The sequence below is a fragment of the Microbacterium sp. MAH-37 genome (assembly GCF_009758255.1).
In the GTDB taxonomy this organism is placed as follows: Bacteria; Actinomycetota; Actinomycetes; order Actinomycetales; family Microbacteriaceae; genus Microbacterium.
Genome location: NZ_WSEN01000007.1, coordinates 140,187 through 167,131 on the forward strand (window position 1 = coordinate 140,187; position 26,945 = coordinate 167,131).

The 26,945-nt window shown below is 69.6% G+C and carries 18 protein-coding genes; 14 read left to right on the forward strand and 4 right to left on the reverse strand.

Going from position 1 to position 26,945, the window contains the following annotated elements; translation table 11 throughout:
- Window positions 1–46: 46 nt before the first annotated feature.
- The 7 genes from GON06_RS08795 (at window position 47) to GON06_RS08825 (ending at window position 8,915) form a co-directional block, all read left to right on the forward strand.
- Window positions 47–1,465, forward strand: a complete 1,419-nt coding sequence (locus GON06_RS08795; protein ID WP_332837311.1) for an alpha,alpha-trehalose-phosphate synthase (UDP-forming) — start codon at window positions 47–49, stop codon at window positions 1,463–1,465.
- A complete protein-coding gene (gene otsB, locus GON06_RS08800) occupies window positions 1,462–2,259 on the forward strand; it encodes a trehalose-phosphatase (RefSeq protein WP_332837312.1) in 798 nt (265 codons plus the stop codon). Before GON06_RS08795 ends, otsB begins: the two co-directional genes overlap by 4 nt.
- 9 nt (window positions 2,260–2,268) lie before the next feature.
- Window positions 2,269–4,002, forward strand: a complete 1,734-nt coding sequence (gene ilvD, locus GON06_RS08805) for a dihydroxy-acid dehydratase (protein WP_157311938.1) — start codon at window positions 2,269–2,271, stop codon at window positions 4,000–4,002.
- 48 nt (window positions 4,003–4,050) lie between these two features.
- Window positions 4,051–5,853, forward strand: a complete 1,803-nt coding sequence (locus tag GON06_RS08810; protein ID WP_157311939.1) for an acetolactate synthase large subunit — start codon at window positions 4,051–4,053, stop codon at window positions 5,851–5,853.
- Window positions 5,854–5,855: 2 nt separating this feature from the next.
- Window positions 5,856–6,365, forward strand: a complete 510-nt coding sequence (ilvN, locus tag GON06_RS08815; protein ID WP_157311940.1) for an acetolactate synthase small subunit — start codon at window positions 5,856–5,858, stop codon at window positions 6,363–6,365.
- 76 nt (window positions 6,366–6,441) lie between these two features.
- Window positions 6,442–7,470 (forward strand): ketol-acid reductoisomerase, encoded by a 1,029-nt coding sequence (gene ilvC, locus GON06_RS08820; protein ID WP_332837314.1) that lies wholly within the window; start codon window positions 6,442–6,444, stop codon window positions 7,468–7,470.
- A gap of 179 nt (window positions 7,471–7,649) precedes the next feature.
- A complete protein-coding gene (locus GON06_RS08825) occupies window positions 7,650–8,915 on the forward strand; it encodes an alpha-L-fucosidase (RefSeq protein ID WP_157311941.1) in 1,266 nt (421 codons plus the stop codon).
- 3 nt (window positions 8,916–8,918) lie between these two features.
- On the opposite strand, the gene GON06_RS08830 is transcribed toward GON06_RS08825, so the two are convergent.
- Window positions 8,919–10,049, reverse strand: a complete 1,131-nt coding sequence (locus GON06_RS08830) for an ROK family transcriptional regulator (RefSeq protein ID WP_157311942.1) — start codon at window positions 10,047–10,049, stop codon at window positions 8,919–8,921.
- A 163-nt stretch (window positions 10,050–10,212) separates the two neighbouring features.
- On the opposite strand from GON06_RS08830, the gene GON06_RS08835 reads away from it, so the two are divergent.
- The 7 genes from GON06_RS08835 to GON06_RS08865 are packed head-to-tail and all read left to right on the forward strand — an operon-like array spanning window position 10,213 to window position 17,986.
- Window positions 10,213–11,472 (forward strand): ABC transporter substrate-binding protein, encoded by a 1,260-nt coding sequence (locus GON06_RS08835; protein ID WP_157311943.1) that lies wholly within the window; start codon window positions 10,213–10,215, stop codon window positions 11,470–11,472.
- 32 nt (window positions 11,473–11,504) lie between these two features.
- A complete protein-coding gene (locus GON06_RS08840) occupies window positions 11,505–12,416 on the forward strand; it encodes a carbohydrate ABC transporter permease (RefSeq protein WP_157311944.1) in 912 nt (303 codons plus the stop codon).
- Window positions 12,406–13,329, forward strand: coding sequence for a carbohydrate ABC transporter permease (locus GON06_RS08845; RefSeq protein WP_232528369.1), 924 nt, complete (start codon window positions 12,406–12,408; stop codon window positions 13,327–13,329). The genes GON06_RS08840 and GON06_RS08845 overlap by 11 nt, the downstream gene beginning before the upstream one ends.
- A 1-nt stretch (window position 13,330) precedes the next feature.
- The gene (locus tag GON06_RS08850) at window positions 13,331–14,281 is read left to right on the forward strand and encodes an ROK family protein (protein WP_332837315.1); all 951 of its coding nucleotides are present in this window, start codon (window positions 13,331–13,333) and stop codon (window positions 14,279–14,281) included.
- Between the two features lie 23 nt (window positions 14,282–14,304).
- Window positions 14,305–15,891 (forward strand): M81 family metallopeptidase, encoded by a 1,587-nt coding sequence (locus GON06_RS08855; protein ID WP_157311945.1) that lies wholly within the window; start codon window positions 14,305–14,307, stop codon window positions 15,889–15,891.
- The gene (locus GON06_RS08860) at window positions 15,885–17,228 is read left to right on the forward strand and encodes an alpha-L-fucosidase (RefSeq protein WP_157311946.1); all 1,344 of its coding nucleotides are present in this window, start codon (window positions 15,885–15,887) and stop codon (window positions 17,226–17,228) included. The genes GON06_RS08855 and GON06_RS08860 overlap by 7 nt, the downstream gene beginning before the upstream one ends.
- Window positions 17,225–17,986 carry a copper homeostasis protein CutC gene (locus tag GON06_RS08865; RefSeq protein WP_157311947.1) on the forward strand — a complete coding sequence of 254 codons (762 nt, stop codon included), beginning with the start codon at window positions 17,225–17,227 and terminating at the stop codon, window positions 17,984–17,986. Before GON06_RS08860 ends, GON06_RS08865 begins: the two co-directional genes overlap by 4 nt.
- Before the next feature lie 15 nt (window positions 17,987–18,001).
- On the opposite strand, the gene GON06_RS08870 is transcribed toward GON06_RS08865, so the two are convergent.
- The 3 genes from GON06_RS08870 to GON06_RS08880 all read right to left on the reverse strand — a co-directional run bounded on the left by GON06_RS08870 (window position 18,002) and on the right by GON06_RS08880 (window position 26,875).
- Window positions 18,002–21,349 carry an ATP-binding protein gene (locus tag GON06_RS08870; RefSeq protein ID WP_157311948.1) on the reverse strand — a complete coding sequence of 1,116 codons (3,348 nt, stop codon included), beginning with the start codon at window positions 21,347–21,349 and terminating at the stop codon, window positions 18,002–18,004.
- Between the two features lie 76 nt (window positions 21,350–21,425).
- Entirely contained in the window at window positions 21,426–24,317 is a 2,892-nt protein-coding gene (locus tag GON06_RS08875; RefSeq protein WP_157311949.1) for an FG-GAP-like repeat-containing protein, read from the reverse strand.
- Complete coding sequence (locus GON06_RS08880) at window positions 24,317–26,875, reverse strand: S8 family serine peptidase (RefSeq protein WP_157311950.1); 2,559 nt, start codon at window positions 26,873–26,875, stop codon at window positions 24,317–24,319. Before GON06_RS08880 ends, GON06_RS08875 begins: the two co-directional genes overlap by 1 nt.
- Window positions 26,876–26,945 lie beyond the last annotated feature (70 nt).

A 26,945-nucleotide genomic window follows, 5' to 3' on the forward strand; every position in this document is an offset into this window, starting at 1 on the left:
ACCTGTAAGGGAGGTCGCCGTCGTCGGCGACAGGACGGGAGGATCCGTGTCGCGCAGCGAACAGGCGGAGTTCGTGGTGGTGGCCAACAGGCTGCCCGTGGACAGGGTCGTCACCCCTGACGGCGAGGAGAGCTGGCGCACGTCGCCCGGCGGACTCGTGGCCGCGCTCGAGCCGATGATGCGCAGCGTCGACGGCGCCTGGGTGGGCTGGGCCGGGCAGCCCGACCTGGAGATCCAGCCGTTCACCGCAGACGGCATCCGGTTGATCCCGGTCACGCTGAGCGGTGAGGAGATCGCGGACTATTACGAGGGTTTCTCCAACGACACGATCTGGCCGCTCTACCACGATGTCATCGCACCGCCGCAGTATCACCGCGAGTGGTGGGACGCCTACGTGCGAGTGAACCGCCGGTTCGCGGAGGCAGCAGCCGCCGCATGCGCCGAGGGCGGGACGATCTGGGTGCACGACTACCAGTTGCAACTCGCTCCGGCGATGATCCGCGAACTCCGGCCGGACGTCACGATCGGATACTTCCATCACATCCCGTTCCCGACCCACGGGCTGTACGCGCAACTGCCGTGGCGTGACCAGGTGCTGCACGGCCTGCTCGGCGCCGACGTGATCGGCTTCCAGCGCGCGCAGGACGCCACCAACTTCCTCACCGCCGTCCGTCGTCGGCTGCGGCACGAGGTCAAGGCATCCACGGTCAACAAGGCCGACGGGCACACCCCCTTGGTGAAGGCGTTCCCGATCTCCATCGACACCACGCCCTACCGAGAACTCGCCCAGCGCCCCGACATCCGGGCCAGAGCCGCCGAGATCCGCGCGGAGCTCGGGCATCCGAAGCGCATCCTGCTGGGTGTGGACCGGCTGGATTACACCAAGGGCATCCGGCACCGGGTCAAGGCGTACGGTGAGCTGCTCGATCAGGGTCGTCTCTCGGTCGAGGACGTCACCTTCGTGCAGGTCGCCAGCCCCAGCAGGGAGCGCGTCAACGCCTACATGCAGCTGCGCGACGAGATCGAGCTCGCCGTCGCGCGTATCAACGGAGACTACGACACGACGGGGCATACGGCGATCCGCTACCTGCACCAGGGGTATCCGCGCGAGGAGATGGTCGCGCTCTACCTCGCTGCCGACGTCATGCTCGTCACCGCGCTGCGGGACGGGATGAACCTCGTCGCCAAGGAGTACGTCGCCACCCGGTTCGACAACAGGGGAGCGCTGGTGCTCAGCGAGTTCACCGGCGCCGCCGACGAGCTGCGGCAGGCCGTGCGCGTGAACCCGCACGACATCGAGGGCCTCAAGGAGGCCATCATGACGGCGATCGAGATGCCGCCCTCCGAGCAGGGCAGGCGGATGCGCTCTCTGCGCAAGCGCGTGCTCGAGCACGACGTGGACGCGTGGTCCACGTCGTTCCTCGACGCGCTCGCCGACGCGCGCGCCAAGAAGGCGCGCTCGTGACCCGCGCCTGGATCCCCGGAGCAGCGGATGCTGGGCTCGCGGCGGTCGCCCGCACGCCGCGGCTGCTCGTCGCCCTGGACTTCGACGGCACGCTGTCCGAGCTGGTCGCCGACGCTATGAGCGCCCGCGCGGTGCCCGAGGCGGCCGCCGCAGTCGAGCGCCTGGCCGCGCTGCCGGACACGCTGGTGGCCCTGGTCTCCGGGCGCACTCTCGACCACCTCCGGATCATCGCCGAGCACGACGACGACTCTCCGGTGGTGCTAGCGGGCTCGCACGGCGCACAGGAATGGACCCCCGGGGTCGGGGCGACCGAGCCGGCCGACCCGCCCGAGGAGCGCGAGCTGCGCGAACAGCTCTGGACGGATGTCGAGGAGCTCCTCGCCGCGTATCCGGGCGTCGAGCTGGAGCGCAAGACCTACGGCCTCGGCGTCCACGGGCGATCGGCGGACGTCGCGGTGGAGACGCAGGCGTTCTCCGCCGTCGACCAGCTGATGGCGCGTCGCGCCCCGCATTGGCGGCGCCGCACCGGCAGCCGCATCCTCGAGTTCTCCTCGCGGCAGGAGGGCAAGGACGCCGCGATCGCGACGCTCCGAGCCCGGTTCGGTGCCACCGCCGTCCTGTTCGCCGGAGACGACGTCACCGACGAGGACGCGCTGCGCTCGCTGGAGCCCGGCGACCTGGGCGTGCGGGTCGGCGCGGGGGAGAGCGCGGCCGCGCTGCGGGTGGAGAATCCGCAGCAGATGGCGGCCCTCCTCGGCGTCGTCGCGGACGAGCGCCGCGCCGGTCGGGAATAGACTTCCGTCATGTCCTTCCACGAAGCACCCGAGGGCGCGTCCGACGCCACTGCAGAGATCGACATCAAGCCCCGCAGCAGGGTCGTCACCGACGGGATCGAGGCCACCACCTCCCGGGGCATGCTCCGCGCCGTCGGCATGGGCGATGCCGACTGGGACAAGCCGCAGATCGGCATCGCGTCCAGCTGGAACGAGATCACGCCCTGCAACCTCAGCCTCGACCGCCTCGCGCGGGGCGCGAAGGAGGGCGTGCACTCCGGCGGCGGCTACCCGCTGCAGTTCGGCACCATCTCCGTCTCGGACGGCATCTCGATGGGCCACGAGGGCATGCACTTCTCGCTGGTCTCGCGCGAGGTCATCGCCGACTCCGTCGAGACCGTGATGATGGCGGAGCGTCTGGACGGCTCGGTGCTCCTGGCCGGTTGTGACAAGTCGATCCCCGGGATGCTCATGGCCAGCGCCAGGCTCGACCTGTCCAGCGTGTTCCTCTACGCGGGATCCATCGCGCCCGGCTGGGTCAAGCTCTCCGACGGCACCGAGAAGGACGTCACGATCATCGACTCGTTCGAGGCTGTCGGCGCCTGTCGCGCCGGCCTCATGAGCGAGGAGGACCTGAAGCGCATCGAGTGCGCGATCGCACCCGGCGAAGGCGCCTGCGGCGGCATGTACACCGCCAACACGATGGCGTCGGTCGCCGAGGCGCTCGGTCTGAGCCTTCCCGGCTCCGCCGCCCCGCCGGCGGCGGACCGCCGCCGTGACTACTATGCGCATCGCTCCGGTGAGGCTGTCGTCAACCTGCTCCGTCAGGGCATCACGACCCGCGACATCCTCACCAAGGAGGCGTTCGAGAACGCGATCGCCCTGGCGATGGCGCTCGGCGGCTCGACCAACGTGGTGCTGCACCTGCTCGCGATCGCCCGCGAAGCCGACGTCGAGCTGAGCCTGCACGACTTCAACCGGATCGGCGACAGGGTTCCGCACGTCGCCGACATGAAGCCCTTCGGAAAGTACGTCATGAACGACGTCGATCGGCACGGCGGCATCCCGGTGATCATGAAGGCGATGCTCGACGAGGGCCTGCTGCACGGCGACGCGCTCACCGTCACCGGGAAGACCCTCGCGGAGAACCTCGCAGAGCTCGACCCGCTGCCGATCGACGGTGAGGTCATCCACACCTTCGACAACCCGATCCACGCCACCGGTGGCCTGACGATCCTGCACGGCTCATTGGCACCCGAGGGCGCCGTCGTGAAGACCGCCGGCTTCGACGCCGCCGTCTTCGAGGGCAAGGCGCGCGTGTTCGAGCGCGAGCGGGCCGCGATGGACGCCGTCGCCGAGGGGTCGATCGAGCCCGGCACCGTCATCGTGATCCGTTACGAGGGACCCAAGGGCGGCCCCGGCATGCGGGAGATGCTCGCCATCACCGCGGCCATCAAGGGCGCGGGGCTCGGAAAAGATGTACTACTCTTGACAGACGGACGATTCTCAGGCGGCACAACCGGCCTGTGCATCGGCCACATAGCACCCGAAGCGGTGGACGCTGGTCCCATCGCCTTCGTGCGCGATGGTGATCTTATTCGGGTCGATATCGCGGCTCGTGCTCTCGACCTACTCGTCGACGAGTCCGAGCTGAGCTCCCGCCGTGAGGGCTGGGAGCCGCTTCCTCCGCGCTACACCCGAGGCGTTCTCGCCAAGTACTCCCGACTCGTGCGCTCCGCTGCAGAAGGAGCCACCACCGGTTGAGTTTCCCGGCATCCCGACGATTCCGCCAGATCACATCAGGAATGACACATGACTGCTGACTCCGCCCCGGCCGTGCCACGGCCTCCCGCCCGTCCTGCCGCAGCCCCGGAGATCTCCGGGGCCGACGCCGTCGTCCGCTCGCTCGAGAAGCTCGGCGTCACCGACGTCTTCGGCATCCCCGGCGGCGCGATCATGCCCGTGTACGACCCGCTCATGGACTCCACGGGCGTCCGCCACGTACTCGTCCGGCACGAGCAGGGCGGCGGACACGCCGCAGAGGGCTACGCCACCGCATCCGGCAAGGTGGGCGTGACCATCGCGACCTCCGGCCCGGGGGCCACCAACCTCGTGACCGCGATCGCGGACGCCTACATGGACTCGATCCCGATCGTGGCGATCACCGGACAGGTCTTCTCGACCCTGATGGGCACCGACGCGTTCCAGGAGGCCGACATCGTCGGCATCACCATGCCGGTGACGAAGCATTCGTTCCTCGTGAAGGACGCCACCGAGATCCCCGGTGCCATCGCCGCGGCGTTCGAGATCGCCTCGACCGGTCGCCCCGGCCCGGTGCTCGTGGACATCACGAAGGACGCCCAGCAGCAGGTCGCGCCGTTCGTGTGGCCGCCGAAGGTGGATCTGCCCGGCTACCGCCCGGTGACGAAGGCGCACGGCAAGCAGATCCAGGCCGCGGCCGCACTGCTGGCCGAGTCCAAGAAGCCGGTGCTCTACGTCGGCGGCGGCGTGATCCGCGGCAAGGCCTCCGAGCAGCTGTACGCGCTGGCGGAGTCGACCGGCGCGCCGGTCGTGACCACGCTGATGGCGCGCGGCGCCTTCCCCGACTCGCACCAGCAGCACCTGGGCATGCCGGGCATGCACGGCACGGTTCCGGCCGTGCTGGCGCTGCAGGAGTCCGATCTCATCGTCTCGCTCGGCGCGCGGTTCGACGACCGCGTCACCGGCAAGGCGTCGCTGTTCGCCCCGAACGCGAAGGTCGTGCACGTCGACATCGACCCGGCCGAGATCTCGAAGATCCGCACCGCCGACGTTCCGATCGTGGGCGACCTGCGCGAGGTCCTCGTTGACCTCGACACGGCCTACCGCGGCATCACGGCGGGCGCGAAGCCCGACATCGAGGAGTGGTGGTCCTACCTCGACGGCCTGCGCACCGAGTTCCCGCTCGGCTATTCGCAGCCCGAGGACGGCCTCATGTCGCCGCAGTACGTGATCCAGCGGATCGGCGAGCTCACCGGCCCCGAGGCGATCTACGCCGCAGGCGTCGGCCAGCACCAGATGTGGGCCGCGCAGTTCATCAAGTACGAGCGCCCGAACTCCTGGCTCAACTCCGGCGGAGCCGGCACCATGGGCTACTCGGTTCCGGCGGCGATGGGCGCCAAGGTCGCCGAGCCCGACCGCGTGGTGTGGTCGATCGACGGCGACGGATGCTTCCAGATGACCAACCAGGAGCTCGCCACCTGCGTCATCAACAACATCCCGATCAAGGTCGCGATCATCAACAACTCGTCGCTCGGCATGGTGCGGCAGTGGCAGACGCTGTTCTACGACGGCCGCCACTCGAACACCGACCTGAACACCGGCCACGGCACCGCCCGCATCCCCGACTTCGTGAAGCTCGCCGAGGCCTACGGCTGCCTCGCCCTGCGGGTCGAGAAGGAGGAGGACGTGGATGCCGCGATCCAGACGGCTCTCGAGACGAACGATCGCCCGGTGGTGATCGACTTCGTGGTGAGCGCCGACGCGATGGTGTGGCCGATGGTGCCGCAGGGCGTCAGCAACAGCTACGTCCAGTACGCCCGTGACCACGCCCCGGCGTTCGACGAGGAGGACTGACCATGTCGAAGCACGTGCTGAGCCTGCTCGTCGAGGACCGCCCCGGTCTGCTGACCCGCGTCGCGGGGCTGTTCGCCCGCCGCGGCTTCAACATCGAATCCCTCGCGGTGGGGGTGACCGAGGTGCCCGGCGTCTCGCGCATCACCGTCGTGGTGGACGTCGAGGACCTGCCCCTCGAGCAGGTCACCAAGCAGCTGAACAAGCTGATCAACGTGATCAAGATCGTCGAGCTCGAGCAGTCGGCCTCGGTGCAGCGCCACCACATGCTGATCAAGGTGCGCACCGACAACAACACCCGCTCGAACGTCCTCGAGGTCGTGAACCTGTTCCGCGCCTCCGTCGTCGACTACGCGCCGGACGCGCTGGTGATCGAGGTCACCGGTGACAAGGGCAAGGTCGAGGCACTGCTCCGCGCGCTCGAGCCGTTCGGCGTGAAGGAGCTGGCGCAGTCCGGCCTCGTCGCCATCGGCCGCGGCGGCAAGAGCATCACAGAACGCGTGCTGCGCGGCTGACATCCAAGAACTCGCTCGCCCGGCGGTTGCTGAGCGAGCGGAGCGAGACGAAGTACACAATCAAGGAGAAACACAAGTGAGCACCGAGATCTTCTACGACGCTGACGCCGACCTGTCGATCATCCAGAGCAAGAAGGTCGCGATCGTCGGCTACGGCTCGCAGGGTCACGCGCACGCGATGAACCTTCGCGACTCCGGCGTCGAGGTCGCGATCGCCCTCAAGGAGGGCTCGAAGTCGATCGCCAAGGCTGAGGAGGCCGGCTTCCCGGTCAAGTCCGTGGCGGATGCCGCCGAGTGGGCCGACCTCATCATGATCCTCGCGCCGGACCAGCACCAGCGCGGCATCTACGCCGACTCGATCAAGGACAAGCTGACCGCGGGCAAGACGCTGGCCTTCGCGCACGGCTTCAACATCCGTTTCGGCTACATCGACGCTCCCGAGGGCGTCGACGTGATCCTGATCGCCCCGAAGGCCCCCGGACACACCGTGCGTCGCGAGTTCGTCGCCGGCCGTGGCATCCCGGACATCATCGCCGTCGAGCGCGACGCGTCCGGCCAGGCCTGGGACGTCGCCCTCTCGTACGCGAAGGCGATCGGCGGCACCCGTGCCGGCGTCATCAAGACGACCTTCACCGAGGAGACCGAGACCGACCTGTTCGGTGAGCAGGCCGTGCTGTGCGGTGGCATGAGCCACCTGGTCCAGGCCGGCTTCGAGACCCTCACGGAGGCGGGCTACCAGCCGCAGATCGCCTACTTCGAGGTGCTGCACGAGCTGAAGCTCATCGTCGACCTGATGTGGGAGGGCGGCATCGCCAAGCAGCGCTGGTCGATCTCCGACACCGCCGAGTTCGGCGACTACGTCTCCGGCCCGCGCATCATCGACGCCGGCGTGAAGGCCCGCATGGGCGAGGTGCTGGCCGACATCCAGTCCGGCGCCTTCGCGAAGCGCTTCATCGAGGACCAGGACAACGGCGCTGCCGAGTTCCTCGCCCTCCGTGAGAAGGAGCAGGGCCACCCGATCGAGGCCACCGGCAAGGAGCTGCGCGCCCTGTTCGCCTGGAAGCAGTCCGACGAGGACTACGTCGAGGGCAGCGCTGCGCGCTGACCTCGACGCAGCCCCGGGACCCTGTGCTGGTCTGGCCGCTTTGCGGTCGCCGGCCCTCCGGCCTGGGGCGAGGGCGGCGCCGCGCGCTGACCTCCTGATCCGAACGAAGCGGATGTCGCCCTCGGGCGGCATCCGCTTCTTCGTCGCCAGACATCCGATGTTTGTGCCAGGATGGACACATGCGGCAGCAATGGTTCGATGAGGCCCGGTTCGGGATGTTCGTGCACTTCGGTGCGTACAGCGTCGCGGCGCGTCATGAGTGGGTTCAGAACTACGAGCGTCTGACGGACGACGAGTACCGCCCCTACGTGGAGCACTTCGACCCCGACCTCTTCGACGCCCGCGCGCTGGCGCGCCGCGCCAAGGAGACCGGGATGGGATATGTGGTGCTGACCACCAAGCACCACGACGGATTCTGCCTGTGGAACAGCGACGAGACCGACTTCTCGTCCGTCACGACCTGCGGACGCGACATCGTGCAGGAGTTCGTGGACGCCGTGCGCGCCGAGGGGCTGCGGGTCGGGTTCTACCACTCGCTGCTGGACTGGCATCACCCCGATTTCACGGTCGACTGGAATCACCCACGCCGCGATGACGACGCCGGAGCCGCGCTCAACGAGGGGCGTGACATGGCGCGCTACCGCGCGTACCTGCATGCACAGGTGCGCGAGCTGCTGACGCGCTACGGCACGGTCGACTACCTCTTCTTCGACTTCAACTACCCGGAGAGCCAGGACGGCTGGGCGGGCAAGGGGCCGGATGACTGGGGTTCCGAGGCGCTGCTCGCGATGTGCCGTGAGCTGCAGCCGGAGATGCTCGTCAACGACCGCCTCGGCATCCCCGGTGACCTCGTCACCCCTGAGCAGTACCAGCCGACGTCGCCGCTCGTGGATTCCGACGGCGTGCCGCAGGTGTGGGAGGCCTGCCAGACGCTGAACGGCTCGTGGGGGTACCACCGCGACAACCACGACCAGAAGCCGGCGACTCTGCTCACGCAGATGCTGGCGGACTCGGTGTCGATGGACGGCAACATGCTGCTCAACGTCGGTCCCAACGGGCGCGGCGAGCTCGCACCGCGCGACGAGGCGACGCTCGCCGAGATCGGCGAATGGATGCGGCTGCACCGCGACGCGATCGTCGGCGCCGGTCACGCCGACGTCGTGCCACCCCGCGAGGGCGTCTACACGCGGCGCGGGAACCGGCTCTATCTGCACCTGTTCTCGTGGCCGCTGGGCTTCGTCCACCTGCCGGATCTCGGCGGTCGCGTGAGCTTCGCGCGGCTGCTGAACGACGGATCGTGGCTGCGCACCTCTGTGATCGACCCCGATCAGCAGGCGGTGAACATGACGCCCGCCGGGCAGGCCGAGGGCACGCTGACGGTGCACCTGCCCGTGCAGCGGCCAGACGTGCTGATCCCGGTCATCGAACTGACCCTCACCGACTGAAGATCACGGAGTCCGGAGCTCGAGCCCGTCCATCGCGAGTCGTGCGGCGCCCTGCAGGATCGCGTCCGCACCCGTGCGGGCGGCCTCGATGCGCAGGGTCTGCGTGACCAGCGGGTGACAGCCCTGGTAGACCCTGCTCCGCACGGCGGCGAGGAACGGCTCCGACGCGCTCATGCTGCCGGTGAGGAACACCGCGTGCGGGTTGAAGAAGTTCACCACCCCGGAGAGCGCCTGCCCGAGGTGGTTCCCGGCCGTGCGCACGAGCGTGGTCGCATCCGGGTGCGCGTCCCTCGCGAGCGCGAGCACGTCCTCGGTGGTGTGCACCGTGCCGTAGCCGCGTTCGTGCATCTGCCGCACGAGGCTGGCGCCGCTGGCCACGGTCTCCAGGCAGCCGGTGTTGCCGCACGAGCACGGGATGTCGCCGCTGCTGTCGATCCTCGTGTGGGTGATGTCCCCGGCGGCTCCGGTGGCACCGCGATGCACGCTGCCGTCCACGATGATTCCGCTGCCGATCGCGGTGCCCGCCTTGACGGTGATGGAGTGCTTCTCCGCGCCGAACTGCGAGGTGTGCTCGCCGAGCGCCGCCAGATTCGCGTCGTTGTCGACCGCCGCAGGCACACCGTGCCGGGCACGCAGGTGCTCGCCGACGCGGAATCCCGGCCATCCGGGCATCCGTGACGGCTGATCGACCGAACCTGTCGCGATGTCGACCGGACCCGGCAGCCCCACCCCGATGGCTCGCACGGAGGCGTTCTCTCCGAACCGGTCGAACACGGCGCTGACACGCGCCAGCGTCGCCTCCGGACCTTCGGTGAGATCGACGGCGATGGTCTCGACCCGATCCAGAGCCCCGCCGAGCGTGTGTCGTCCGATGCGCGCGTGACCGCCGCCGAGGTCGGCGGTGAGGATCGTGCCGGCTTCGGCGAGCTGGAGCACGCGGGGGCGGCGTCCACCGCGCGAAGTCCCGTCGCCGGCCTCCCTGAGGACGCCTGCGTCGAGCAGCGTCTGCACGCGCATGCCCACGGTGGAGGGGGCGACGCCGAGCTGTGCCGCGAGCTCGCTGCGTGATCGCGCCGCGCCGCTGGCGATGAGCTCGACGATGCGGCGGCCGTTGGTGTCGTCTGAGGGCGGCATTGCTGTCTCCTGGGTGTCCGCTGAGGTGCCGCGGCTGCTCCGTAGACATCGGATGTTCCGCTTGCGTCGTAGTACGAAGTATGGCACGGTGTCTTCGTTCAAGACACAACCAGGTTGTTTCGGCCCTCGAAATAACCTCTGTGTCCCTGCTAGGAGGCAATCAATGAAGATCAAGCGCGTGGGGGCCGTGATCGCGGTCGCCGGCGTCGCCGTGGCGATGGCCGGATGCTCCAACGGCCCGAGCAACGGCGGGTCTGCGGACGGCGACACGATCGTCGTCGACATGTGGGCGGGCAGCGAGGACGACACCGCCGCGCTGAAGGCGCAGATCGATGTCGCGAAGAAGCAGAATCCCGACCTGAAGATCGAGCTGCGCACGGCGCCGTGGGGTGACTTCTTCACGAAGCTCACCACCAACATGGCCTCGGGCAACATGGCCTGCGTCACCGGCATGAACTCCGGCATGCTCGCCAGCTACACCGACGGCTTCGTGAAGCTCACCGACGCCGACCTGAAGACCGCAGGCCTCGCCGAGAGCGACTTCGCAGCCGGCGCCACCGAGATCCTGAAGAACAAGGGCGACCTGTACGGCCTGCCGTTCGACGTGTCGACCATGGTCGCCTATTACAACGAGGACCAGCTCACCGCCGCCGGCGCGGAGCTGCCGACCAACGACTGGACCTTCGAGGACTTCGAGTCCATCGCGAAGAAGGCCACCACCGGCGGCAAGTACGGCTTCGGCATCGGCATGGGCGACTTCCAGTGGCAGGCGCTCCCGATCGCGAAGTCCGGCACCCAGCCGGTCTCCGCCGACGGCGAGCTGCAGCTGACCGACCCCGGCTTCCTCGAGGCGTCCGAGTGGTACGCGGGCCTCGTCACCGACCAGAAGGTCGCGGCTCCCGTGGCCTCCGCATCCGAAGGCGGCTGGGGCGAGAACCAGTTCACCAGCGAGAACGCCGCCATGGCGGTCGACGGCACCTGGAACGCCGTCGGCTACCTCCAGAACGACGCCGGCTTCAAGGCGGGCCTCGCTCCGCTGCCCACCGGCGCCAACGGCGACCTCAGCCTCGTGCTCGGCTCGGGCTACGGCATCGCCGAGACCTGCAAGAACAAGGAGGGCGCGCTGAAGGTGCTCGGCTCCCTGCTCAGCAAGGACTCGCAGGACTACATCGCCTCCTCGGGCCGCAGCTACCCGGCGCGCGCCGAGAGCCAGCCGCTGTACTTCGAGTCGCTCGACGAGTCGTACCGTGACCAGGTGAAGTCGGTCTTCGAAGCCGCCTTCAAGAACGTCGAGGGACAGAACGTCTCCGACAACTGGGCCAAGGTCGGCACGTACGTGCAGCCCGAGCTCGTCAGCGTCTACAACGGCCAGGAGTCGATGAAGACGGTGCTCGAGTCCGCGCAGCAGCAGTTCGGCAACTGAGCCTCGCACAACACCAAGGGATGTACACAGAGATGACCACCACGACCGCTCCTCGCCGTCGTCGCGGGTCGCTCGCCAAGGTCGAGGCGCGCCAGGCGCTGGGCTTCGCAAGCCCGGCCCTGGTGGGCCTCGCCCTGTTCACGATCGTGCCGGTCGTCTTGTCCATCGTGATGAGCTTCTTCGACTGGCCGACGTTCGGCGAGCGCACCTTCAACGGCGGCGCGAACTACGCCAGGCTGTTCCAGGACCCGAACTTCCTGCCTGCCCTGAGGAACACGATCGTGTTCACGCTGCTGTACGTCCCCGCCAGCATCGCCCTGTCGCTGCTCATGGCGCTCGCCCTCGGGCCGCGGATCCGAGGGCGCGGCGCGCTGCGCGTGCTGTTCTTCATCCCCGTCGTGACGCCCATGGTGGCGAACGTGCTGGTGTGGAAGATGCTGCTGCAGCCGCAGGGTCTCTTCAACGGCCTGGCGCAGACCTGGTTCGGGGTCGAGCTGCCGAACTTCCTGGCCGACAAGAACTGGGCGATGATCATGGTCGTCGTCATGAGCGTCTGGCAGGGGATCGGTTACAACATGCTGATCTTCTCGGCGGCGCTCGAGCAGCTCCCGGAGAGCGTGATGGAGGCGGCGGTCATCGACGGCGCCCGCGGATTCCGCCTCACCTGGAGCGTGATGATCCCGATGATCTCCCCGGCGATCTTCTTCGCCACGATCATGACGATGATCACGTCGCTGCAGGTTTTCGTGCAGCCGCAGATGCTCACCGGCGGCGGTCCGGGCAACGCCACGATGCCCCTGGTGATGTGGATCTACAACCAGGGCTTCAAGTTCCAGGACCTCGGCCTCGCCGCAGCGGGCGCGTGGATCCTGTTCGCGCTGATCATCATCATCACCGCGCTGCAGTTCGGCGCGCAGAAGAAGTGGGTGCACTATGAGCACTGACGTCATGGAGCCCCTCGTGCTCGGCGACCCCGGCGACGACGGAGCCGTCGAGGGGGAGCGCATCCGCAGCCGCCCGCCGCGGAGCACCGCCGGTCGTGTCCGGCTCGTGTTCGCGCACATCGCGGTCTACATCGCGGCGGGCATCTTCCTGCTGCCGCTGATCTACGCCTTCTTCTCGGCGCTCAAGCCGAACGGCGAGATGTTCGCCATGCCGCCCCGCCTCATCGGATCCGAGGTGCGCTGGTCGAACTTCGCCGAGGTCTTCGAGTACGGCCCGTTCTGGACCTACATCTTCAACTCGCTGTTCGTCTCGGTCGCGGGCACTCTGGTGGTGCTCGTCGTCTCCACCACCGCCGGCTACGCGTTCGGGCGCCTGCGCTGGAAGGGCAGGGACGCCGTCTTCGTACTGTTCCTCGCCACCCTGATGGTGCCGGCCGAAGTGCTCGTCATCCCGATGTTCCAGGTGATGCAATGGGCCGGCTGGGTCGACACGTTCCAGGCGCTGATCTTCCCCTTCGCCTTCACCGCCTTCGGCACGTTCCTGATGCGGCAGTTCTTCCGCGGCATCCCGTACGAGCTGGAGGAGGCCGCCCGCGTCGACGGCGCCGGCGCGGTGCGGACGTTCCTGCGCATCATCCTGCCGCTGTCGACCTCCACGGTCGCCGTGCTCGCGGTCTTCACGTTCCTGTCGTTCTGGAACAGCTACCTCTGGCCGCTGATCGTCACGGTCGACTACAACGCGCACGGCACGCTGCCCGTCGGCCTCGCGAGCTTCTCGGGTCTGACCGGCACGCGCTGGGACCTGCAGATGGCGGCGTCGATCATCTCGATGATCCCGACCACGATCCTCGTGATCGCGCTGCAGAAGCACCTGGTCAAGGGCATCGCCATGGCGGGTCTGGGCGGTCGTTGACGTGAGCACGAGACAGTACGAGGGCACCGCTGTGCCCGCCGGCGTCCCCGCGGACGCCGGGATCGACATCGGCGGCACCAAGATCGCCGCGCTCATCGTCGACGAGCAGGGCGCCGTGCTGGCGCGGGGCAGCGCCGCCGCGCCGGCCAGGGAGGGCGGGGCCGCGATGGCGGATGCCGCCGCAGCCCTGGTCACGCGACTCTGCATCGAGGCGGGCGCCTCGCTGCGCGCCGCGGGCGTGGGCGCTGCGGGCGTCGTCGACCACGCCTCGGGCACCATCCGTGCGGCGTCCGAGACGTTCGTGGACTGGGTAGGCTTCCCGCTCGCCGACGAGCTCTCGTCCCGTCTGGGCGTGCCGGTGCGGATCGAGAACGACGTGAACGCATTCCTGCTCGGTGAGGCCGCCGGTCGTGACGACCGCGACGTGCTGGGCGTGATGCTGGGCACCGGTGTCGGCGGCGCGCTCATCGTCGACGGCGACCTGCGGCACGGCCCGCACGGCGCGGCCGGCGAGATCGGTCACACCCCCGGATACAGCGACCTGCGCTGCACGTGCGGTCAGACCGGTCACCTCGAAACACTGGCATCGGGCACCTCGATCGGCGCGCGATACGCCGAGCGCACCGGCGACGAGCTGGATTCGCGCGAGGTGGCCGATCGGGCCAGGAAGGGCGACGCCGACGCGATCGCGGTGTTCCACGACGCCGGCAGGGCCCTCGCACTGGCCTGCGCGAGTGCGGCGACGCTGCTCGACGTGCCTGTGGCGATCGTCGGCGGGGGAGTGGCGCGGGCCTGGGATCTGCTCGCCCCGGCCGTCGAGGAGACGCTGCGCACCGATGCGCCGATCACCGGCATCCCGCTTCAGGTGATTCCCGCGCAGATGGGCGGCGACGCCGTCGCTCTGGGCGCGATCCAATCCGCACGGCGCGCCCACGCCGTTCCCGCATACTGAACCCGAGTCGTACAGGAGGACACATGACCGACCGCCCGGAAGCGAGTGACATCTGGAAGGGGCCGCTGGGTTCCGTCGCCGACGGCGGGCTGATCGCCCCGCGCATCGGCATCGCCGGCATCTCGATCGAGTCGAGCACCTTCTCGCCGCACGTCTCCGGCGACGAGGCGTTCACGATCCGCACCGGCGACGAGCTCATCGGGTACTACCCCTTCCTCGACGCCGGCCGGGAGCTGCGTGAGGCCGCCCGATGGGTGCCGATCTTCCACGGGCGTTCCCTGCCCGGTGGCGCCGTGGCGCCGGAGACCTACCGGCGGATGAAGGATGCGATCGTCACCGGCATCCGCGACGCCATCCGCGACGGCGGCGCGTTCGACGGCTTCTTCTTCGACATCCACGGTGCGATGAGCGTGATCGGCATGCAGGACGCCGAGGGCGATCTCGCCCGCGCGGTCCGTGCGGAGCTGGGGCCCGACACCCTGGTCACCACGTCGATGGACCTGCACGGGAACGTCTCCGAGGTGCTGCGCGACGAGGCTGATCTGCTCACCTGCTATCGCATGGCGCCGCACGAGGACTGGATGAACACGAAGGAGCGGGCGGTGTGGAACCTGCTCGACCGGCTGCGGGGGCCGCACGGCGCCGATCCGGTGCTGCGTCGTCCGTACAAGGCGTGGGTGCCGGTCCCCGTGCTGCTGCCCGGCGAGAAGACCAGCACCAGGCTGGAGCCGGCGCGCGGCATCTACGCCGAGCTCCCGGGGATCGAGGCGATGGACGGCGTCGTGGACGCTTCGGTGTGGATCGGGTACGCCTGGGCGGATGAGCCGCGCTGTCAGGCCTACGTCGTCGTCACCGGCGATGACCGCGATCTCATCACCGCCGAGGCGGAGCGCGTCGCGCGGATGTTCTGGGACAGCCGCGAGGACTTCGTCTTCGTGGCGGAGACCGCCACGCTGGACGGGGCTCTGCAGAAGGCGCTCGCGCCGGATGCCGCGCATCCTTACCTGATCTCGGATTCCGGCGACAACCCCACGGCCGGCGGCGCCGGCGACGTCACGTGGACGCTGGCCGAGTTGCTGGCCCGTCCCGAGCTGACGGACGGCACTCGGACCACGCTCGTCGCGTCGATCTTCGACGCCGAGGCGGTCGCCGCAGCGGAGGCCGCGGGCGTGGGGGCGACCGTGACGCTCGACGCCGGTGCACGCGTGGACCACGGACCGCGCGGCCCGGTGCGGATCACCGGGACGGTCTTCTCGATCACCGAGGGCGACGCGGATGCCGGCACGCAGGCGGTCATCGCGGTGGGCGGCCTGCACGCGATCATCACCTCGCGACGCAAGCCGTTCCACCACCTGGACGACTTCCGGATGCTCGGGCTCGACCCCGAGGCAGCCGACATCGTCGTCGTGAAGATCGGCTACCTGGAGCCCGAACTCTACGACCTGGCCGCGGACTGGACCCTTGCGCTCACCCCGGGCGGGGTCGACCAGGATCTGCTCCGTCTGGGCCACAGCCACCTGCAGCCCGGCGTCTACCCGTTCGACACCACCGGCACCCCTGCGCTCACCGCCGTCGTGGGCCGCCGCGGAGAGGAGAGCACCGCATGCTGAACTTCGAGATGCGCACCGGCCCCGACTTCGGCGCCTCCGCGCCGCAGTATCCGGCGAACGGCGTGCCCGAGTGGTACCGCGACGCCAAGCTCGGCTTCTTCGTGCACTGGGGGCTGTACTCGGTGCCGGCGTGGGCGGTGCAGCACGGCGAGGGCGTGAACATCCCCACCGAGGACGCGTATGCCTGGCACCAGTACGCCGAGTGGTACGGCAACACCGTGCGCATCGCGGGCAGCCCGACCTGGCTGCGGCACCAGGAGCTGTACGGCCCCGGCACCTCGTACGAAGACCTCGCGGACCGCTGGGACGCCTCGGCCTTCGACGCCGACGCCTTCGTCGGCGAGCTGGTCGGCGCCGGCGCGAAGTACGTCATTCCCACGACGAAGCACCACGAGGGCTTCTGCCTGTGGGGCACGGCGACCACGGGGTTCAACGCCGCCGCTCGTGGCCCACGACGCGACCTCATCCGCGAGTTCCACGACGCGACCCGGCGCGCCGGCGCCCGCTTCGGTGTCTACTACTCCGGTGCGCTGGACTGGCACGTCAGCGATTTCCCCCCGATCGAGTCCGACACGGATCTGTTCCGCTTCCGCAGGAACGACGAGCACTTCTCACGCTACGCCGCCGCGCAGCTGGAGGAGCTCGTGGAGAACTTCTCGCCCGATGTGCTCTGGAACGACATCGACTGGCCGGACGGAGGCAAGGGCGACGACGACTTCGCCGTGGCCGCGCTGCTGAAGCGCTACTTCGACGCCGTGCCCGAGGGGGTCGTGAACGATCGCTGGGGCGTGCCGTACCACGGCTTCCTCACGCGCGAGTACCGGAACATCCCCGACATCCTCGAGCATCCGTGGGAGTCGACGCGTGGTCTCGGCTACTCCTTCGGGTTCAATCAGGCCGAGGACGGCCGCCACTCGCTGTCCGGCGACGAGCTGATCCGGATGCTCGTCGACGTCGTGTCGAAGAACGGCAACCTTCTCATCAACGTCGGTCCCGCCGCCGACGGCTCGATCCCCGCGCTGCAGCTGGCCGCCATGCGCGCGATGGGCGCCTGGCTGGGCGAGAACGGCGAGGCGATCTACGGCACCCGGCCATGGATCCGGTTCGGCGAACCGCTCGCCCCGGTGCGATACACGGCGTCGTCCGCAGGCGTCCACCTGCACGCGCTCGATCCGGCGACAGGCGAGGTGGCACTGCCCGCCGAGCTGGCCGGCCGGGAGGCCCGCTGGGTGGACGGATCGATCGCCCGGTCGGCCGCGCGTCCGGACGGTACGGCCACGCTGAGCATCCCCGAAGGGCTGCGCGGCGCGGCCGTCGCGGTGGCGACGATCGGATGATCGGCTCTGCACCGCGCGCGCATCGCGTGCAGCTCGAGATCGCGGTGCAGGACGCCGCCGGTGCGCGGACCGCGTTCCAGGCGGGCGCGGATCGTGTCGAGCTGTGTCAGGCTCTCGCGGAGACGGGCGGTCTCACGCCGTCGGCGGGGGCCGTCGAGGCGGTGCTCTCGGTGGCGGGACGCGCCGAGCGGGTGGCGGTGCTCGTGCGTCCCCGCCCGGGCGGCTTCGTCTACGACGCCGACGAAGTCGCGGTTGTCGCCGCCGACGTACGGGAGATCGTGCGTCGCGGGGCCGGGGCAGTGGTCGTCGGCGCTCTGGACGCCGATGGACGGATCGACGTGGACGCGGTCAGTCGCTGGATCGACGCCGCGGAGGGCGCCGAGGTCGTCTTCCACCGGGCCATCGACACGCTCACCGCCCCGGCCGACGCCATCGATCAACTCGCCGAGCTGGGCATCCGCCGCATCCTCACCAGCGGGGGCGCCGTGCGCAGCATCGACGGGCTGAGCACGATCGAGGCGCTCGCACGCCGGTCGGACGGCCGTGTGCAGATCATGCCCGGCGGAGGAGTGCGCGCCGTGGACATCCCCGCGTTCGTGGCGGTCGGAGCGGATGCCGTGCACCTCTCCGCCCGCAGGCCGTCCGGCGACACCTCGCCGAGCGGCCCCGGCGGCGGAGCATCCGGCTTCGACGTGACAGATGCGACGATCGTCGCCGCCGCACGCACGGCTCTCGACGGCGTGACAGCCGCGCGCTGACAGAGAGCGCTGCGCTCACGCCTCGGTGGCAGCAGCGCGGGCGCGAGCGATCCGGGAGAGCCCGGCGGGATAGGGGAGTTCTTCAGCGAGCTCGGTGAGCTCCTCGAACTCGCGCGCCGCGCGGCGCGTGTCGCCCCGTAGCGCCCGGGCTGTGGCAAGGATGATCCGCGCGTCGATCGCCGTGATGAGCTCACCCTCGCCCGTCGCACGGGAGATCTCCTCGGCGGCGATGCGTTCTGCGGCTGCGGCATCGCCCAGTTGAAGGCGTGCCCAGGCCTCGAGTGCGGCGGACCCGCTGGTCAATCCACGGAGCACGTGCAGCGCGGCATCCGGCTTCTCCTGCTCGAGCAGCAGCAGCGCCTTCGCACGGGCGATCTCGTCGAGCGCCTGGCGATCGGCGGATGCCTCGGCGGCCGCCTGCCCGATGTCGAGTGCGCCGGAAGGATCCTCCCCGCGCCGGATCTGCACCAGCGCCAGCGCCACGAACGCGTACGGCGTGGACCAGCCGGCAGGGGCGGGCGGCGCGGCCGCGACGGCCGCTTCAGCGAGCTCGGCCGCGAGATCCACCTCTTCCACGAGCAGATGCAGTTCCGCGAGGTTCGCCTGCTCGAACGCCTGGGAGAGCTGCTCGCCGGAGCGCATCGCCAGCTCGAGCGCGTGGTGACCGATGGCGAGGGCCTCGCGAAGGCGTCCGGAGCGGCGTGCCTGCTCACGCTGCACGGACAGTACCGAAGACAGGATCTGCGGATCGCCGTAGGCCTCGGCATGGGGGAGCGCCTGCTCGGCGGCCGGTCCCGCCTCGGACACCCGTCCGGCGAGTGCGAGCGACACCGCCTGGTACTGGAGGGCGCGAGCGAACAGACCGCGCCTGCTGCTCTCCGGCGTCTGTGCGGCGACGCTCTCCGCGCGCCGTGCGTACTCGACGGCGTCGGCATAGTCTCCGGTGACCAGCAGCGCCCGGGTGCGGGAGAGATGGTGGGTCGCCGCGGCGAGAGGTCCCGTCGCGCCTGTCACCGGATCGCGATCGAGTACGACCAGTGCGTCCTGCGGCGCGGCGGTGCTGACGAGCACCTCCGCGATGCGTGCGCCGGCGAGCACGACGCCGTCGTGGTCGCCTCGCCTTCGCAGTTCGCCGAGCGCCTCATCGAGCACGGCGCGCGCCTCGTCGAATCGCCCGGTGCGCTGCAGCACGACGCTGCGGTCGAGGCGCACCCACGCCGCTTCGGCGCTGATGGCGTCGAGCCGGCTGATCAGCTCTGCGTAGTAGAGATCGGCGGTGTCGTTCGCGCTCAGGCTCGCCGCACGATCCGCCGCCTGACGCAGGTAGGTGGTGGCGCGCGGGTCGTCGGCGCGCACCAGGTGCGTCGCCAGCGCGTCGACCGCATGCGGCCGCCGCCGCAGCACGACGTCGGCATACGCGCTGTGCAGCACTTGCCGGCGCACCGCTGACAGCTCGTCGTAGGCGGTCAGCCGGACGAGCGGATGCTGGAAGACGAGACCCGGCACGGGGCGTCCGTCGATCACGACATCGCGCTCGTAGAGCACCGAGGAGCGGAGCGCCTCGTCAACAGCCTCGGCCGTCTCGCCGGCCGAAAGCGGCGGATGGAGTACCTGCGTGGCGACATCCACGACCTCCGCGACGGCCGCCTCCCCGCCGGCGGTGGCGACGACCTCGGCGATGCGGCGCGCCGCAGCGGGCAGGCGGGAAAGCCGTGCGGTGACGAGTTGCCGGATGCCGTATGACCTCGGCCCCTCGCTGGTGTGCTCGACCTCGCGCGCCAGCTCGATCGCGAACAGCGGATGTCCGAGCGAGAGCTCCCACACCCGCTCCGGTGCGTCCGCGCCGGTGACGTCGGCGGCCAGGGCAAGGCACTCGGCACGCGTCAGCCGCGGCAATGCCAGTGTCTCGGCGAGGCGATCGCGCGCGAGCGCGTCGAGGAGCGCACGGCGCGGGTCGTCCGTATCGATCTCGTCTTCGCGCAGCGTCACGATCACGCGCCACGACGCACCTGTCATGGATTGCCGCCGGGCCAAGCTGCTGAGCAGTTGCACGGTGCCGAGATCGGCTGCGTGCAGGTCGTCGAGCACCAGGAGCACGGGAGCCGCCGCGGCGAGTTCCTCGAAGACGGCTGTCACGGACTGGAACAGGCGGCGGCGCTCGTCGTCCGGGCTGCGCTGCAGCTCGGGCAGCGTGTTGCCGAGGCTGGGCAGGATGCCGGCGAGCTCGGGATACTCGCTGCCGGCACGCGCGCGCTCGGTCGCCGGACGGCCGGACAGCCAGCCGTCGAGTGCCTCGACGAACGCACCGTAGGGCGTCTGGCCCTCGGTGTCGTGCCCGGCTCCCCAGAGCACGATCGCGCCTGCGTCGAACGCACGACGGGCGTGCTCAGCGACAATGCTGGTCTTGCCGAGACCGGCCTCTCCTGTGACGAGGAGAACCTTCGCGGTATCGTCGACCGCCAGCCGATCGAGCACCTCGCGACGGCCGCGCAGAGGGGTGGCCAGTGCGGTGCGCAGCACCGGCGGAGGCAGGATGGCCGCGTCGACCGGTCCGGCCGCGCCGGCGTTCACGTCCAGGATCTCGAGATGCAGCTGCTCGGTCTGCGGGCTCGGCCGGACACCCAGCTCGACGTCGAGCGCCTCGCGGCAGGCGTGGTACTGCTGGATCGCTTGCCGCCGCAGCCCGAGCGCGAGCGAGGCACGCATGACCGAGCGGTGCGCGCGCTCTTCGGCCGGATGCTGGGCGAGCACGCCCCTGGCGGTCGTGATCGCCTCCTCGGGGTCGGCGGAGAGCAGCGCCTCGCACAGCTCCAGAGCGACGCGGAGCCGCAGTCGGGCGAGGTGATCGCGGCGCTCGGCCGTCCACGGTGCATAGCGGTCCTCGGGAAGCAGTTCGCCGTCGAGCGCGGTGTGGGCGCTCCGCAGCTGCGCGGCATCGCCGCTCGCGAGGGCCAGAGAGGCGAGTCGCTCGGCATGGTCGGCGTCGATCCATACTGTGGCCGGATCGAGCTGCAGCATCGCTCCGTCACCGACGAGGTAGTTCGACGGCTGCCGGGACACCAGCTCCGGCTGAAGCGCACGGCGTGCGGCATGGAGGGCGACGCCGAGGCTGCGGGCCGCCGCTGGCGGATCGGCGTCGGGCCAGCACGCGGCCATGATCTCGTCGCGGTGCATCCGATGCGCCGGCGCGATTGCGAGCAGCTTCACGAGTGTGCGTGCACTCGGGCGCGGCCAGCGCTCCGGGATCGGCGCTCCGCTGTCGCGGGTCGCGCGGAAGCCTCCCAGGAGGTGCAGGCGCAACTGCGGCGGGTCGAGCGTGTCTCGAACGCTGGCAGCGTCGGAGGGGTCGCTCGTACGTGCCATCCCTAAGAGGGTAGTCGGCGGAACACAGATCGGCCCCGTCCCAGGGGACGGGGCCGATCTGCCGGGGGACTTCAGCTCACAGTGCGTCGAAGGAGATGATCATGAACTGGCGCATCGCCGTGAACGGCTGGGAGATGCCGGTGCCGAACAGCTCGGCCGCACGGTCGGCGCTGCGCAGGTCGGAGGTCAGTGAGACCGCTTCCTGACGCCCGTCACCGTCGAAATCGCCGAGCATGAGCTCCCGGCCGGACAGGTTGCCGGTCTGAGTGGACGCAGAGATGAAGGTGCTATCGGGATTCAGGAGATGTGAAACCCGATACGTGCTCACTCCGCCGACGGTGGCCGTGGCCAGGAGTCGCTCACCGTTCGGGCCGGCGACGAGCTCGGCGTCGTTCAGATCAGCGACGGTGTGCGTCTCGACGTCGCCGTCCGGGCGGAACGTGTACACCGCGCCCAGCGAGATCGCCATCAGGCCGTCGGAGCCGGCGATCCAACCGCCGAGCGTATGCAGACCACCGAGCGCCGCGGAGCGGATCACCTCCCCGGTGCGTCCGTCGCGGATCTCCATGAACATCCGGGGCGCGGTCGTCTGGGAATCCCGGCTGATCCAGGAGTACACGACGGCGTGCCCATCTGCGTACGGGATCTCGGGAGAGGCGAAGGTCGCGGCGCGCATCGTCGCGCCGTGCACCAGGCCGTCGAGCGGGAGCTCGGGGTCGACGGTCGGCGTCTCCTGCCAGCGCACCTTGCCGGTCGTGGCGTCGAGCGCAACGGCACGGACGTAAATGTCCTCCGGTGCTTTGTCGAACGACCCGCGGCTTGCGAACTCGGCATAGATCTGCCCGTCGCCGAAGGAGAGGTCACCCACGACGAGGTCCGCAGCGGGCCGGTACTCCCAGATGAGCTTGCCGTCGGCGCCGTAGACGCGTACCGCGTCGGTGGCCACGACGATCTCGGCCTTGCCATCGCCGTTCACATCGCTCAGGTCGACGGTGCGGACGAACTGGCCGCCACCGGCGATCGTGCGGAGCACCTTGCCGGACGTCGCATCCACCACTGCGGTGGCGGTGTCGGCCGCGACGACGACCTCGGCCTTGCCGTCGCCGTTCACATCGCCCTTGGCGACGTCGGTCACGCCGCCGGGGAGCGTCGCCGTCCACACGGGCACCCGCTTGCCGGCCATCAGGGCGTGGCCGTCATAGGCGGTGAGGGCCGCCGACTTGCCGCCGACGATCAGGTCGTCTGCGCCGTCGCCCGTGATGTCGAGCGCGACGCCCGTCGAGGAGTCGGCGCGGAGGGCGGACATGCCCATCTCCTTGCCGGAGCCCAGGTTGTAGAGGTGGATGTTCTCCTGTGTGTCGACGGTGCGGATCTGAAGGTCCTTGCCCGTGCCGACCACCTCGGACCAGACCGGCGATGCTGCCGTGCCGGTGTGCTCCCACTTCACCGCGCCGTTGTTGCCGGCGAGTACGGAGATGCGCCCGGAGACGCTCGCAGCACGGTTGAGAGCAGTGTCGTAGCCCTGGTCGTCCCTGTAATTGGCGATCACGCGGCCACCGGCGACGACGACACCCCAGCCGAGGACCCCATCGCCACCGTTGCCTTCTGCACGCTTGAGGGTGCGGGACCAGCGCTGTGCACCGCTGTCACCGTCGAGCGCGCGTACGGTGGACGCGTTGAAATAAATCGAGCTGTCTACAGTGGACTCGCTGACGACGATCTCCGACTTTCCGCCGTCACCGAGGTCACCGACCGCCGTGCTGAGCGGGAACGCGTTGATACGGGTGTCGAGCACGGTGCGAGCGCCGTCGGCGACCGGATAGGCCGCTACCTGGTACTGCACGCCGTCGTTGACATCGGACTGCTCGACCGCGACGATCCGCTGGCGCGACGCGTCGAAGCGCAGCTGTCGAGAGTAAAGCCCGTCGGTCGTGGTCTCCCACTTGACGGCGCCGCTCTTCGTGTCGATCACCAGGGTGTGCCCGGAGACCACCGTGTCCAGAGTCTCCTTGCGACGGTCCCACGACGCGGCGAGCAGGCCGTGGCCGACCGGCTCCAGGTCGGCCCAGCCTGAGCGCTGCGGAGCGTCGGGAGTGTAGGTCCAGGCCTCCGTGGCGTTGAGCTTCGCGCCGTCCTTGGTGAACCGCAGCGCGTGCAGCGACATGGTCGTGCCCTTGGGGGAGTTCATGTTGAACGACGGGGAGTCCGCGAGCACCAGGGTGCCCTCCACGAGGTCGAGCGCGTAGACGCCGGCGTACAGCCTGGTCCACAGGGTGTGGCCGTCGGCGCCGTCGAGGATCGTGACGAACGTGCCCGTGGAGGGGGTGCCGGCCATCGGACGGTAAGGGTACGAGCCGACCTCGGCGGAGAACACCAGGTCGTCGACGCCGTCGCCGTTCAGGTCGCCGGTGGCGAAGCCGCTCTCGCTGGTGGCGCCGAACGGGCTGACCGCGTTGTAGCCGATCACGATGCGAGCCGGGTACGGCTCGATCTGCCACGGTCGGGCGTTCTTGACGCCCCAGTCCGTGTAGAACGACATGTTGTCGCGACGCCAGACCTCAGCGCCGGCCGCGGTGCGGCGCTGCACGAGACCGAGTGCGTCGATCGTCAGGTAGTCGTCGCCGGCACCCGCGAGCGGTGCAGTCTGCACCATCCCGCCATCGCCCTCGACGGTGGCGTGCACCGTCTGCTTCCAGGTGGGCGGCTCGACGGCCTGCAGCTCGTTGCCGCCGTCCACGACATCCGTCTCATCTGCAGGCGCCTCGGCGGCGGGATCTGCCCGGCCGGCATCGCCGTACACGTCGGCAGTGGCGCGGGCGGCGAGCGCCTCGCCCTGCTCGGGCGTGAGGACGATCGGGTCCCCGTCGGTCGTCGCCGCAAGAGCCGGCGACGCGAGGCTGAACGCCATCGTCACGGCCGCGCATGTGGCGACGAATGCCGCGCCTCGGCGCTGTCTGGTGGTGAACATCAGTGTCCCTTTCGGATGAAGCTGATCGCCGAGCCGTCTGTCACGACGGCCTCGTTGAAGGAGTACTGCAGCGCGTCGGAGCCGTTCCCGCTCTCGATGCCGATGGTCGCCGAGGCGCCACGCTCGAGCGGCGAACCGGCGACGTCCTTGTACTGCAGGGTGACGGTGCCGGACGCCTCGTCGAAGACGGCCTCGAAGGAGAGGCGCACCGAGGGGTCCGCCGCGACGGCGGCGTTGTTCCACACGATGGCGAACTGTCGCTTGCCGGCGGTGCCGACGGTCGCGGTCTGCACGCTCGCCTTCTTGTCGATGACGAGGTCGTCCCAGAACGCGGCGATGATGCCGTTCGGCGCGGCGGCTGTCGGCAGGGCGCTGTTGGCGTAGTCGCCGAGGCGCGGTGCGACGAAGTTGATCATGCCATTCGTGGTGACCGCGGCGGTCGTATAGCTCGTGCCGTAGTGGTCCACCGCGAAGGGCAGCTTCACGGTGGCGGCATCCTCATCGCCCGAGATCGCGACCTTCGTCGAACCCTTGATCCAGGAGTACTTCGCGGGGAGGCACGAGGTGCCGGCCGCATCCGTGCGGGCGGGCAGGTCGATGTCCTCGACGACGTCGGCAGCGACCACGAGCGGCACGTTCGCGACGCCGTTGCAGAGCACGGGGGCGGTGGGCGTCGCAGTGATCGCAAAGGTCCCCTCGGCCACTGAGGGCAGAGTGTAACGGCCCTGCGCGTCGGTCTTGACGGCGGGCACCGGGATGCTGCCGAGCGAGATCGTGACACCGGACAGCGGGGCGCCGACGACGTCGCGGACGACGCCGGTCACGCTGTGGTGGGGCACCGCGGTGAGGGTGAAGTCGTGGTCGGCGTCGGTGCCTGCGGAGACGACGTATCCGTCCTCGACGAGGTTCGCGTAGCCGTAGCCGCTCAGCGCGAACCGGAAGGTGCCGGCGGGGAGGACGACACGATAGCCGCCGTCGGCGCCGGTGGTGACGATCCGGTCGAAGCCGGCGCCGGTCACGTGCACGGAGAGGTTCGCGATCGCGGCGCCGGTCACACCATCCGTGGCGGTGCCGGTGACGATCGCGCGGGTGTGCGGAGCCGCGTCCACAGCGGCGAGGATGTCGAGCTTGCCGTCGCCCCACACGTTGTTGCGTCCGGCGGTGCCGCCGCAGTGCGTGTCGTCGACGTCCCGCGCCGACTGGTTGAGAAGCGCCTGCGTGGCGGGGATGTCGCCGATCAGTGACGGAGCCTCGGACCACAGCAGGGCGACAGCGCCGGCGAGATGGGGCGTGGCCATCGAGGTGCCGTTCATCGACTGGTAGCTGTTGCCGGGGATCGTAGAACGCACATTCACGCCGGGCGCGGTGATGTCGGGGCGCATCGAGCCGTCGACAGGGGAGGGGCCGAAGCCCGAGAACGACGCGATCTTGCCGTTCACGTCATAGGCGCCGACGCCGTAGACCTCGCCGCGTCCTCCGGGGGCAGCCGTCGTCGAGCAGGTCACACCGTCGCCGTCGTTGCCTGCTGCGAATGCCTCGAAGATGCCGGCCGAGTTCCACGCCTCGATGATGTCGGCGTAGAAGAACTGGTCGTCGCTGCCGCCCCACGAGTTGTTGATGATGTCGGGGGAGAGATCAGGACGGGGGTTCTGCCCGTTGTGGTCGGTGGGGGCGAGCATCCACTGGCCGGCGTCGAGCAGGAACGGGTCGCTGCACGAGCGGCCCTCGCAGCCCTTGGCCGCGATCCAGGTCGCGCCCGGCGCGACGCCGATGCCGCCGGCGCCGACCATGGTGCCCATGGTGTGGGTGCCGTGGTTGTTGTTGTCGCAGGGGACGCCGCCAGTGCAGACGCCGGTCGGGTCGTACCAGTTGTAGTCGTGCGAGAAGGTGCCGTTGCCGAGGTTGCCGCGGTAGTTGGCGACCAGGGCCGGGTGGTCGTACTGCACACCACTGTCGATGTTCGCGATGACGATGCCATCGCCGTCCACGCCGTACTGCGACCAGACCTGGTCGGCCTTGATGTCGGAGATGCCCCACTCGACGGTGGTGTCCGCGGCGACAGCGGCCGCCGTGGTCGCGGACTCCGCTGTAGCCGAGACGATCGTGTCGTCGAGGGCGTAGGTGCGCTCGGGGACGATCTTCGCGACGTCCTTGCGGGCGGCGAGGTCTTCGATGAGCTCCACGTCCGCCGTGGTGGCGTGGATCGTGTTGGCGATCCAGTACGGCTGGTACTCGACGTGGTTCTTGTCGAGGAAGTTGCGCAGCGGGCGCTGGGTGTTCGCCGCGGTGGTGGTCAGCTCGGTGTACGCGAGCTCCGCCTTCTTCTCGTGACCCTTCGCCTTGCGGGCACCCGAGAGATCGGCCTTCTCGGTGAGCACGATGAAGAACGGAGTCTCCTCGCCCTGCTGCGCGGAGTCCAGCACGGACTGGTCGATCTTGTCGGCTCCCTTGTCTGCGGGGGCGGCGAGCGCAGGCGGTGCGGCGATGACGAACGCGGCGGCCGCTGCGGCGGCTGTCAGCGACGCCAGCCACGCGCGGGCGGTTCTGGACTGTTGCATGTCGTGTCCTTCGATGGTTGACGGCAGGTCCCGCGGGCGACGACGCTGGCGGACGCAGGATGGCGTCACG